An 11343-nucleotide genomic window follows, 5' to 3' on the forward strand; every position below is an offset into this window, starting at 1 on the left:
GTCGAGGGGATCGCGTTTGCCAGTATTCAGGTCGACACGCTCGCCGGCTCGCAGATCATCCAGCGACTTGCCCGACAGCTTGCCGTATCCCGGAAAGTCGCGCACCGAATAGTTGACATCCCCATCGGCAGCACGATATGCGAGACCACGCTGTTCCAGTTTGCCGATCAATGAAAGCATCTGCGGCACGTATTGCGTTGCGCGTGGCTCATGGTCGGGCTTTTGCACACCCAGTGCGGCAGCGTCTTCGTCCATGGCTGCAATGAAACGACCGGTGAGTTGGGAAATGCTTTCGCCGTTCTCGACAGCGCGCTTGATGATTTTATCGTCGATGTCGGTGATGTTCCGAACATAGGTAACATCCAGTCCGGACGCCCGCAGCCAACGCTGCACCATGTCGAAGACCACCATCACGCGTGCATGGCCCAAATGGCAGTAGTCGTACACAGTCATGCCGCATACATACATGCGTGCCTTGCCAGCCTGCATTGGAACAAAAGGCTGCTTCTCACGCGCAAGCGTGTTGTAGATTTTGATGACACTCATGGGGGCAAATTATCTGTTCCGGCTTACTGCAGTCACCGCACTGGCTTTGCGCATCCTACCGCACTGTCAACGTCGCCGCACTGTTGATGAAACCGCAGGATGGGAGCGGACTTGGCATAATTGTTTGCCGTGTTTATTTTGATAAAATACGCGACCGCGTTGCAGTATAACATTGATAAAAATCCGTCCTAACACAAGTACGGAACGATGTTCCGGCCTGCCAAAGAACCACCGGGCGGCATTCCTTTTTTATAAGATCTTTTGCCGGACCAAGGCGCAAAAGTTGCCGTGGGACACGGAAGATACACAATCGAAAACCCTCTGTAAAGAGCGCAAGGAAAACATGATGCAACATTCTCGCCGTACATTTGCCCGCCTGCTCGCCGCGGTGTCTTTGACCGCCGCCGTGGGAATTGTTCATGCAGCGGATGCCCCGCAAGTACTTCTGAAAACCAGCATGGGCGATATCACATTGGAGCTGTACCCGGAAAAGGCGCCGAAATCGGTTGCCAATTTTCTCGACTACGTCAAAAGTGGCCACTACAACGGCACCATTTTTCATCGCGTAATTGGAAATTTCATGGTCCAGGGCGGCGGCTTCGACAAGGACATGAAACAAAAGCCGACTAATCCGCCGATTGAAAATGAAGCCAAGAATGGCTTGAAGAACGAGCCGTATACGCTCGCCATGGCGCGGACATCGGCACCCCACTCCGCATCAGCGCAGTTCTTTATCAATGTCAACGACAACAGTTTCCTGAACCATCCAGGACAGGATGGCTGGGGATACGCGGTATTTGGAAAAGTAGTGAAAGGCAAGGAAGTGGTCGACAAGATCAAGGGCGTCGAAACCACTTCGAGCGGCATGTATCAAAACGTACCTGCCAAGCCGGTCGTGATCGAATCGGCATCGATAAGCAAGTAAGCATTCATAACCAACATAAGGATTACCATGGCTGTCATCTTCACCACCAACCACGGCCAGTTCAAGGTCGAACTCGATGCGGAAAAAGCGCCGAAGACAGTTGAAAATTTCCTCAACTACGTACGCTCAGGCCATTACAACGGCACGATCTTTCATCGCGTGATCGATGGCTTCATGATTCAGGGCGGCGGCTTTGAGCCCGGAATGAAGCAGAAGCCGACCAGTGCGCCCATTGAAAACGAAGCGAAGAATGGCCTGAAGAACGAGCCCTACACGCTCGCCATGGCACGCACCTCGGACCCACATTCCGCATCCTCGCAGTTTTTCATCAACGTGAAAAACAATAGCTTCCTTGATTATCCCGGCCAGGATGGGTGGGGCTACTGCGTTTTCGCCAAAGTCGTGGAAGGCATGGACGTGGTCGACAAGATCAAATCGGTGAAGACGACGCGGGCCGGCATGCATGCGGACGTACCGGTGGAAAATGTCGTTATCGAGAAAGCCGAGATCGTTTGACCGCCTCATTCGCAAGGAACCGGTGACCCGCATGGGTTCTGCCCCCACGGACAAAGCGCAGTCGGGTCCGGCTGCGCTGCTCGTCTCGGATATTCACCTGCAGCCTGCCCTGCCGCGAACTACCGAGGCGTTTTTTGCCTTTCTGCAGGTGCATGCAATCCATGCCGAACAGCTTTTCCTACTCGGAGACCTGTTCGAATATTGGGCCGGGGACGATGACCTCATCGCCCCCTACAACGCAAGCGTTGCGTACCGCATTCGAGAACTCAGTGATACGGGCGTTCACGTTTATTGGATAGCAGGAAACCGGGACTTTCTGATCGGCGCTGCATTTGCGGAAGCAGCGGGACTGAAGCTGTTACCGGATCCGAGTGCAATGACGATTGGCGGCAAGCGCATAACGCTGGCACATGGCGACGCCCAATGCACCGACGATACCGGTTACATGGCGTTTCGTGCCCAAGTGCGACAACCCGACTGGCAACGCCAATTTCTCTCCAAGCCTCTTGCACAACGCAAAGCCATCATCGCCGGCATGCGCACGGGCAGCCAGGAGGCGCAACGAAGCAAGTCGTACGAAATCATGGATGTGAACCCGGCTGCGATTGACGAACTTTTCAACAGCACAGGCAGTTCAGTCATCATTCACGGCCATACGCATCGACCCGGCCGGCATGAGTACATCGATCCGGACAATGACCTCGATCGCCGGCTGCGCTACGTGCTTCCCGATTGGGACTGCGATGCCGATAGTCCGCGTGGCGGCTGGATCGCGGTAAGCGGCAATGGCACGATTACCCGGCACCGCATTGATGGAACAACCATCGAAGATTAACGCCGGCGGGCTTATTCGAACTGTTTCTTGAAATCGTCGAACTGCTGCGTCAGCCGCTCGACTTCCTGCCTTAACCGAAGAACCTCCTCCTCCAGGTGCGCTACCCGATCGCGCCGCGGCGTTTCTACCTCAGAGGAAAAACTTGCCGCGGTTTCGTACCGTTGCACGGCGTCTTCGCCGGAAAGAAGGTGCGCATACCGAAATTCCTTGGTGCCGGGCGCACGCGCCAGCTTTGCCACCAACGGGGGATATTTGTCGATCAGGAATTGCAGTCCGCCTTCCACCTGCGCAACACTGGAAAACTCATGGACCCTGCCGCTACGCGCCCGGATCTCCCCCGCGGTTTGCACGCCCCGCAACATCAGCATCACGAGGACTGCCAATTTGTCCTGTTCGAGCGACCACTTCATGCGCATTCGGTGTTCATATTTCACCACCCGGGCACTGGCCTGCCGTACCTCCGAAACCAGTTTTTTCTCGATGAGGCGCTGCAGAACCTCCTGCACAACCTCTTCCGAGATCGACATGACCGGATCCCTGCTGGAGAGTTGATTGCACCCGTTCTGCAGCGCATTCAGGGAAAGCGGGTAGTTATCGGGCGTCAGTGCTTCCTTTTCCGCAAGGACTCCCAGTACGCGGATTTCAAAAGGATCGAGGAAATTGCTATCTGACCCTGGCGCGGTATGCGCTTCAGGGCTGCCATGCTCACTTGTCATCATCCTGTCCTATTCGACCATCTTGTTGAGTTGCGCCGGATCGAATTTCTCCAATTCCGGCAGCACGTCGCAAGACATACCGGCCGCTTTCATTGCAACAATCATTTTTTGAATCTGATTTTCCTGCGCCGCCACGTGACTGATCAAGCCATGCAAAGCGGATGACAGCGGGTCATCGCCATTCGGCGTCACGCCATACGCTGCAAACATGCGCGCGGTCGCATCCTCCCGCTGACGCGCCTGATCCTTTTGAACGATGTGCGCAGGATTGCCCACGGCGGTCGCACCCGGAGGAACTTCCTTGACCACCACTGCGTTCGATCCGACTTTGGCGCCTTCGCCGACGGTAAAACCACCGAGCACTTTCGCGCCTGCACCGATGATCGCCCCTCGACCAAGGGTCGGGTGACGTTTCGCTCCTTTGTTCAGCGACGTGCCCCCCAGAGTAACGCCCTGGTAGATCGTGCAGTCATCGCCGACCTCGGCCGTCTCGCCGATCACCACGCCGAAACCGTGGTCGATGAATACCCGGCGGCCGATCGTCGCGCCCGGGTGGATTTCAATACCGGTCAAACCCCGGGCGACATGCGAAATGAAGCGGCCCAGCCATTTCAGATCGCGCTGCCAGCACCAGCGTGCCCAGCGATGCATGACGATCGCGTGCAGACCCGGATAACAAGTCAGCACTTCCCATGCCGTGCGTGCGGCGGGGTCACGATCGATAATGCTGGCGATGTCTTCGCGAAGGCGGCTGAACATAGTGAACGGGATGGATGGTCTGGAGAGGTATGTTAACCTGTTGCGCCGAGCTTTGCTGAAGGCAAGAAGACATGATGCCGGTGACGCAAGGCAATGGCGGCAATACCGATCGCCTCGGAAATTGCCTGCACCGCGCTTGGAACTGGAAGGTTTAACTCTTTGCGAGCCGTTGCCGACGCGCTTCGTACAAGCATACGCCTGACGCGACGGATACGTTCAGGCTTTCGACCGATCCGAACATCGGAATGCTGACCAGCAAATCACAGTTTTCCCTGGTCAGCCGACGCATGCCCTCGCCTTCGGAGCCCATGACCAAGGCGGCAGGACCGGAAAAATCGGCTTCGTACAAAGATTTTTCCGCATCGTCGGTCGTGCCGATCAACCAGATGTCACGTTCCTTCAGTTCCCGGAGTGTTCTCGCCAGATTCGTTACCGTGATGTAAGGCACATTATCGGCAGCACCGCTTGCCACTTTTGCGGCGGTCGCGTTGAGGCCGACCGCACGGTCTTTCGGCGCAATCACCGCATGCGCGCCGGCGCCATCCGCCACGCGCAATGCGGCGCCCAGATTATGGGGATCAGTGACGCCATCAAGGATGAGCAGAAGCGGCGGCCCTTCGATCATGTCCAGCAATTCATCAAGATTGCGCGCCAGTGACAATTCGCCTGCTTTCGCCACCACGCCCTGATGCCGCCGGGTCCCGACCATACCGTTCAGACGCTGGTCGTCCGCCTGGATGATTCGCACTTTCGCCGCTTCCGCCGCACGAAGCATTTCCTGCATGCGGCGATCATGCCGGGACGCATCGATATAAATTTCTTCCACGGAAGAGGCGTCATGGCGCAAGCGCGCCGTCACGGCATGAAAGCCGAAAATCATTTTACTTTTCATTAGGAGCGCTTTTTCTTTCCGGATTTTGGACGAGCTTTGGCAGGACGGCCTTTGTCCGTACTACCCGCGGTGGATTTCGAGCGGCTGCCACGTGTACCGGTGCCGGCATTGCTGGTCGCTTTGCGCGGGGCTTTTGCCTTGGTGCCCTTCTCACGCGTTTGCTCACTCTCGGCCCGTCGCGCTTCGTTTTTCAAAACAGTTCTGATGCCCGGCTCGGTAACAAGCCGCAGATCAATCTTGCGGGCGTCCAGATCGACACGGCTTACCTGGACCATGACCCGGTCAGTCAGCTGATAGCGAATGCCCGTCCGCTCCCCGCGCAACTCGTGCCGCGCTTCGTCATACTGAAAATAGTCGGCGCCCAGTTCAGTCACATGAACCAGTCCCTCGATATACAGCGCATCCAGCTGAACGAAGATCCCGAATGGCGTCACGCCGGAGATGGTGCCGCTGAACTCTTCACCGAGCTTGTCACGGATGAAATAACACTTGAGCCATGCTTCGACGTCACGCGACGCTTCATCCGCACGCCGCTCATTGGCGGAGCAATGAATTCCCAGCGCCTCCCAGATAGCGAGGTCGCCTTCGTTCCTCTTCTTGCCGGCCGCCTTGTCCTGCGCTTGCAGCTTACGCGCCGCCGGCGACAATGTCGTGTTAAGCACCCCGGTATCGATACCTTTCGGCTCGTACCGCTTGCCTTGCAGGATGGCCTTGATGGCCCGGTGTGTCAGCAAGTCGGGATAACGGCGAATCGGGCTGGTGAAATGCGCATATGCTTCGTAAGCCAGACCGAAATGCCCGATGTTTTCCGGACTGTAAACTGCCTGCTGCATCGATCGCAGCAACATGGTTTGCAGGAGGGCTGCGTCGGGGCGTGCTTTGATTTTCGGCAAAAGCTCGGCGTAGTCCGACGCTGCGGGCGTATCTCCGCCACCTAGGTTGAGCCCGACCTGCTTCAGGAACGTCCGGAGCTGGTTCAATTTCTCCTTGCTGGGTGCGGCATGGATGCGAAATACGCCTTGGTGCTTGAAACGCTTCAGCAGGTCCGCGGCACAGACGTTCGCGGCCAGCATGCACTCCTCGATCACCCGGTGGGCGTCGTTGCGTGTGCGCGGGAGAATTTGTTCGATCTTGCCGGCGGCATTGCAGACGATATATGTTTCGGTCGTCTCAAAATCGATTGCACCGCGTGCGTGCCGGGCTTGCAACAGGGCCTGGAACACTTCATACAAATGCAGGATATGCGGCACGATGGTCTGGCGTTTGGCCGCTTCGGTGCCCTTGGTGTTGGCAAGAATCGCCGCCACTTCGGTATACGTGAGCCGAGCGGCGGAATGAATCACCGCCGGATAGAACTGATACGCCTTGATCTCGCCCTTGGCCGTGATCACCGCATCGCATACCAAGGTAAGGCGGTCCACATTCGGATTGAGCGAACACAATCCGTTCGACAGTTTTTCCGGCAGCATCGGAATGACCCTGCGGGGAAAATACACCGACGTGCTTCGTTCCAGCGCATCCACATCCAGTGCGTCATTCGGCTTGACGTAATGACTGACATCAGCGATCGCCACAATCAATCGGTAGGCATTGGTGCGGCCGATCTTTACCGGCTCGCAATACACCGCGTCGTCGAAATCCCGTGCATCTTCGCCGTCAATCGTGACCATCGGAATATCACGCAAATCGACGCGATCGAGCATGTCTGCATCACGCACTTCCGCAGGAAGCTTGGCCGCAAGCTTCTTTGCGGCTTCGGAAAATTCATGCGGCACGCCATATTTGCGCACCGCGATTTCGATCTCCATGCCGGGATCATCGATATCGCCGAGCACTTCGACGATTTTCCCGATGGGCTGCGTGAAACGCGACGGCTGCTCCGTCAGTTCGACGCTCACGACTTGCCCGGTCTTCGCCTTTCCCGGTGATCCGGCCAGCAGAATATCCTGTCCAATGCGCTTGTCTTCAGGTGCGACGATCCAGACGCCGTTTTCGTTCAACAGGCGGCCGATCACATGGGTATTGGCCCGTGACACGACTTCGACGATCGTACCTTCAGGCCGGCCGCGGCGGTCAGTGCCGATGATGCGCACTTGCACGCGATCGCCGTTCAGCACTTTTTGCATTTCTTTCTCGGGAAGAAAAATGTCGTCGCCGCCGTCATCGGGAATCAGGAATCCGTAGCCTTCCCGATGGCCGCTGATGCGACCTTCGAGGAAGTTGGGCTGATGCGCGAGATGATAATGACCGTTCCGATTCGGCTTGATTTGTCCGTCGCGCTCCATCGCATTCAAGCGGCGCGTCAGACCATCCATCTCATCGGATTTCACATCGAGTGCCGCGGCAAGAGAATTCACGTCCTGTGGTTCAGCCGCGGTGCGTAGGATGCCGAGAATTTCCTCCCGGCTGGGGATTGTGTATGAATATTGGCTCAAAAGAGTACTTCAGTTAATTTTTATTGGTACGAGGTAGTGTAACGGACGAGCGTTCCATTTACCTAACAAGCTTCAAACTTTCGGTCGTTTTCACTTTCCGATTAGATTGACATCCTAAATTGTTCAGCTATAATTCTTGTCTTTCGCATCGCCCAGATGGCGGAATTGGTAGACGCACTAGGTTCAGGTCCTAGCGGTGGCAACACTGTGGAGGTTCGAGTCCTCTTCTGGGCACCAAGCTTTATAAAAAGGTCCGCTTATGCGGGCCTTTTTCATTTCCGAAGCGTCTTTACTTATCAAGACATTCAACCTGGAACGGAATCCGCACTGTCCGCTGCACAAGCCGACATCAATGATCAGGACCATTTCCACCGAAACCGATCAACCTGCCATTCACAACTGAATCGAGTGCGTCCTGTAGCCCCGATCCTGTGAACCGACATCGGCCTCTACTTGCCACCAATGACTGCATAAAACCGTGATTGGAGCGCAAACTCCGCATTGAAGTTCGCTAGTCAATCACCGTCTTTGAGCCGGGCCACGACCTGCTCGGGCCGCATGCTGTCATATTCCTCGAACGGCTGATGAATCCAGGGATTGGTTGGCAGATACTCCAGAAAATAATCGGGCTTGAAAGTCGAGCAGGCCTTGCACCAGATCACGGCGGAGCGGACCTCCGTCACCATCGGAAAGTTGGCTTGTAGATGGCGCTGCACCTTGGACAAGGTAACGCCGGAATCAGCAAGATCGTCCACCAGCAACACCTTACCCTCCAACGTGCCTTTCGTTACGGTGACATGCTTGGCAATATTGAGTGCCCCTTGGACCGTGCCGGCTTCGGCGCGGTAGGAGCTGGTGGAGAGAATTGCCAGCGGCAAATCAAATATTCTTGAAAATACATCTCCAGGCCGCAACCCGCCGCGCGCAAGACAGAGAACCTGGTCGAATTTCCAGCCGGACTCAAAGACTACCCGAACCAATCCCTCGATGGCTCGATGGTAGTCATCCCATCCGACCCACAGATGCTTGTCATCAGACACCGGCAATGGCGTATTCTTCATGATCCTTACTGGAAAGGATGGCGCAACACGATGGTTTCTTCCCTGTCAGGTCCGGTGGAGACCATGTCGATCGGCACACCGACAAGTTGTTCAATGCGGGCGATATAAGCACGCGCATTGGCTGGTAACGCATCCATTGATTTGGCACCAACACTGGATTCTTTCCAGCCAGGCATTTCTTCATAGATAGGCTGACAGCGTGCCGCATCCTCCGCACCGACCGGGAAAATGTCAGTTCTCTTTCCGTCCAATGTATAACCGGTGCAAAGCTTTAGCGAGTCCAGCCCGTCCAGCACATCGAGCTTGGTCAGACACATACCCGACACGCCATTGATCTGCACCGAGCGGCGAAGCAACGCCGCATCGAACCATCCGCAGCGACGCGCCCTTCCGGTCACCGTACCGAACTCATGCCCGACACTTGCGAGATGCTTGCCAATTCCTGCATCGGTAGGCAATTCGGAAGGAAATGGCCCTGAGCCGACACGCGTTGTATAAGCTTTGGTGATTCCGAGAATGTAATGCAGCATGTTGGGACCGACACCCGAGCCTGCGGCGGCATTGCCTGCCACGCAGTTGCTTGACGTCACGAACGGATATGTGCCGTGGTCAACGTCGAGCAGGCTGCCTTGCGCACCCTCGAAGAGCAAGCTGCCGCCAGCTTTGTATTCCGCATACAGTGCGCTCGACACATCAGCGACCATTGGCGCAATGCGTGGCACTGTCGATAGCGCATCATCCAGGGTTTTCTGAAAATCGACAGCTTGTGCCCCCAGGTACTGGGTCAACACGAAGTTGTGATAGTCGAGATTTTCGCGCAGTTTCTCGGTGAAACGCTTTTCGATCAGCAGGTCGGCAACACGAATCGCACGCCGTGCCACCTTGTCTTCATAAGCAGGGCCGATACCCTTTCCCGTCGTGCCGATCTTTGCAGCGCCGCGTGCAGTCTCGCGGGCGGCGTCGAGGGCTGTGTGATACGGCAGAATGACCGGACAGGCCTCGGACACTTTGAGCCGCGAGGCAACTTCCACACCGACTGATTGAAGCTTATCAATTTCCCTAAGCAAATCAGGTACGGAAAGTACGACGCCGTTGCCGATATAGCAGGCGACACCGGGTCGCATGATGCCGGAAGGAATAAGTTGCAATGCGGTCTTTTGACCGCCGATGACCAGCGTATGGCCGGCATTATGGCCGCCCTGAAAGCGCACGACACCTTGCGCATGATCCGTAAGCCAATCGACGATTTTTCCCTTGCCTTCATCGCCCCACTGGGTACCGATGACCACCACATTCTTTGCCATGCTATTAACCTAAGTTTTTTAAAATCCAAATTCCGTTTTCAACTTCGAGCGCTCGGTCGCAGTCGAACTCGTCCTGATCGTTTTCGTGGCCCGGCAAGCTTTGGATGACGATTTCCCCTGCCTTGCGCAACTCCGCAATTTTAGCCCTCAGGCCAGCTTGCTGACCCCATGGCGCCCGAACCGCCCGTCGACGTCCGGCTACAGGCACCAGACGCGCCAGTTCCCGCAGATCCATCGAAAATCCCGTGGCCGGGCGTGCCCGACCAAACGCTTCACCGACTTCGTCATACCTTCCGCCGCGAGCCACGGCATTGGGCAGCCCTGGAACGTAAGCGGCAAACATTGCACCACTATGGTAGTGATATCCGCGCAGATCGGCCAGATCGACCGTCACGCTTGCCGCTCCGGCCAGCCTGATCAATGCATCGAGCTCATCCAATGCCTTTGTAATTCCTGGAAGCGATGGCAACGCCTTGCGCGCGCGCGAGACCGTTTCAGCGTCACCATATAGGCCGGGAAGCGCGAGCAATGCGGCACGGGTTTCGGATGCAAAATCGTGACTGATGATTTGCAAGCCAGGAACGTCCTTTGATGCCAGCAGATCGAACAAGGCCGATTCCTGTTTACGAGCCTGCATATCGTTTGCAACGATCGCGCGCAGTACGCCGACATGGCATAGATCAAGCCGCACTTTTTCAAATCCAGCCAATGCAAGGGAAGCCAGTGCCAGCTCCTGGATTTCCGCGTCGGCTTCCAGACCGGCATGCCCGTAGATTTCAGCACCGATCTGTAACGGCTCGCGGGTGGCGTGCAACCCTGACGGGCGTGTATGCAACACGCTGCCGGCGTAGCACAAGCGCGTCACCGAAGTGCGATTCAACAAGTGAGCATCGATACGCGCCACCTGCGTCGTCATATCCGCACGGACACCCATGGTCCGGCCGGAAACCTGGTCGACCAGCTTGAACATGCGCAAATCCATGTCCTGGCCGGCGCCGGTTAACAGTGACTCGAGATATTCGAGCATTGGAGGCATCACCAGCTCATAGCCGAAGAGCCGAAAATTATCCAGCATCGCGCGACGCAGATCCTCGATCTTGCGCGCTTCGGACGGCAATACATCCGCGATGTTTTCAGGGAGAAGCCAGTTCGGCATGGAAAAAAGAAATGCTTGAGGAAATATCGGTCTAAGAAAATCGCAACGTTATGCGGCCGCCTGGCGCATCAGTGAGCATGCAATATGGCCTATGCCATGGGAGATGACGAAAGGATGGTGCGGCTTTTGGATGCAGGCTGCACCATCCTTCGTTGTCGCTGATGCCGATGTCACTTCTTTGCAGGCGCAGGCGTAGCT

Annotated in this window: 11 protein-coding genes and 1 tRNA gene; 4 read left to right on the forward strand and 8 right to left on the reverse strand. The window is 56.3% G+C overall.

All coding sequences use genetic code 11. The annotated features are described in order from the left end of the window. Positions 1–546, reverse strand: a 546-nt coding sequence (locus V7080_RS18145; protein ID WP_334189801.1) for a class I tRNA ligase family protein, incomplete at its 3' end; no start/stop codon positions are given. A 346-nt stretch (positions 547–892) separates the two neighbouring features. Between V7080_RS18145 and V7080_RS18150 the strand changes: the two genes are divergently transcribed. Genes V7080_RS18150 through V7080_RS18160 form a run of 3 tightly spaced genes read left to right on the forward strand, consistent with a single transcriptional unit; the run spans position 893 to position 2822 of the window. After that, entirely contained in the window at positions 893–1471 is a 579-nt protein-coding gene (locus V7080_RS18150) for a peptidylprolyl isomerase (protein ID WP_334189802.1), read from the forward strand. 27 nt (positions 1472–1498) lie between these two features. After that, the gene (locus V7080_RS18155) at positions 1499–1987 is read left to right on the forward strand and encodes a peptidylprolyl isomerase (protein ID WP_334189803.1); all 489 of its coding nucleotides are present in this window, start codon (positions 1499–1501) and stop codon (positions 1985–1987) included. Between the two features lie 31 nt (positions 1988–2018). Next, positions 2019–2822, forward strand: a complete 804-nt coding sequence (locus V7080_RS18160; RefSeq protein WP_334189804.1) for a UDP-2,3-diacylglucosamine diphosphatase — start codon at positions 2019–2021, stop codon at positions 2820–2822. Between the two features lie 11 nt (positions 2823–2833). Here the strand turns inward: V7080_RS18160 and V7080_RS18165 are convergent, their stop codons facing one another. The 4 genes from V7080_RS18165 to rnr form a co-directional block, all read right to left on the reverse strand. Then, positions 2834–3538 (reverse strand): YceH family protein, encoded by a 705-nt coding sequence (locus V7080_RS18165; RefSeq protein WP_334189805.1) that lies wholly within the window; start codon positions 3536–3538, stop codon positions 2834–2836. A 9-nt stretch (positions 3539–3547) separates the two neighbouring features. Next, complete coding sequence (gene cysE / locus V7080_RS18170; RefSeq protein WP_334189806.1) at positions 3548–4297, reverse strand: serine O-acetyltransferase; 750 nt, start codon at positions 4295–4297, stop codon at positions 3548–3550. A 151-nt stretch (positions 4298–4448) separates the two neighbouring features. Beyond that, positions 4449–5189, reverse strand: a complete 741-nt coding sequence (rlmB, locus tag V7080_RS18175; RefSeq protein ID WP_334189807.1) for a 23S rRNA (guanosine(2251)-2'-O)-methyltransferase RlmB — start codon at positions 5187–5189, stop codon at positions 4449–4451. Beyond that, positions 5189–7624 (reverse strand): ribonuclease R, encoded by a 2436-nt coding sequence (gene rnr / locus V7080_RS18180; protein ID WP_334189808.1) that lies wholly within the window; start codon positions 7622–7624, stop codon positions 5189–5191. The genes rlmB and rnr overlap by 1 nt, the downstream gene beginning before the upstream one ends. A 150-nt stretch (positions 7625–7774) precedes the next feature. Here rnr and V7080_RS18185 point away from each other — a divergent pair. After that, positions 7775–7861: transfer RNA gene (locus V7080_RS18185), tRNA-Leu, on the forward strand. A gap of 278 nt (positions 7862–8139) precedes the next feature. Here V7080_RS18185 and V7080_RS18190 read toward each other — a convergent pair. From V7080_RS18190 to V7080_RS18200, 3 genes are read right to left on the reverse strand one after another with little or no spacing between them, the layout of a single operon-like run. Further along, complete coding sequence (locus V7080_RS18190) at positions 8140–8685, reverse strand: phosphoribosyltransferase (RefSeq protein WP_334189809.1); 546 nt, start codon at positions 8683–8685, stop codon at positions 8140–8142. Positions 8686–8690: 5 nt separating this feature from the next. Next, complete coding sequence (locus V7080_RS18195) at positions 8691–9989, reverse strand: adenylosuccinate synthase (RefSeq protein ID WP_334189810.1); 1299 nt, start codon at positions 9987–9989, stop codon at positions 8691–8693. Positions 9990–9993: 4 nt separating this feature from the next. Then, positions 9994–11145 (reverse strand): ATP phosphoribosyltransferase regulatory subunit, encoded by a 1152-nt coding sequence (locus V7080_RS18200; RefSeq protein ID WP_334189811.1) that lies wholly within the window; start codon positions 11143–11145, stop codon positions 9994–9996. Positions 11146–11343 lie beyond the last annotated feature (198 nt).

The sequence above is a fragment of the Noviherbaspirillum sp. genome, from assembly GCF_036846085.1.
Lineage (GTDB): Bacteria > Pseudomonadota > Gammaproteobacteria > Burkholderiales > Burkholderiaceae_D > Noviherbaspirillum.

Coding starts and splice junctions, on each gene's coding strand:
- rlmB (WP_334189807.1), bottom strand. CDS start 5,189: ATGAAAAGTAAAATGATTTTCGGCTTTCATGCCGTGACGGCGCGCTTG.
- cysE (WP_334189806.1), bottom strand. CDS start 4,297: ATGTTCAGCCGCCTTCGCGAAGACATCGCCAGCATTATCGATCGTGAC.
- V7080_RS18200 (WP_334189811.1), bottom strand. CDS start 11,145: ATGCCGAACTGGCTTCTCCCTGAAAACATCGCGGATGTATTGCCGTCC.
- V7080_RS18190 (WP_334189809.1), bottom strand. CDS start 8,685: ATGAAGAATACGCCATTGCCGGTGTCTGATGACAAGCATCTGTGGGTC.
- V7080_RS18165 (WP_334189805.1), bottom strand. CDS start 3,538: ATGACAAGTGAGCATGGCAGCCCTGAAGCGCATACCGCGCCAGGGTCA.
- V7080_RS18155 (WP_334189803.1), top strand. CDS start 1,499: ATGGCTGTCATCTTCACCACCAACCACGGCCAGTTCAAGGTCGAACTC.
- V7080_RS18195 (WP_334189810.1), bottom strand. CDS start 9,989: ATGGCAAAGAATGTGGTGGTCATCGGTACCCAGTGGGGCGATGAAGGC.
- V7080_RS18150 (WP_334189802.1), top strand. CDS start 893: ATGCAACATTCTCGCCGTACATTTGCCCGCCTGCTCGCCGCGGTGTCT.
- V7080_RS18160 (WP_334189804.1), top strand. CDS start 2,019: ATGGGTTCTGCCCCCACGGACAAAGCGCAGTCGGGTCCGGCTGCGCTG.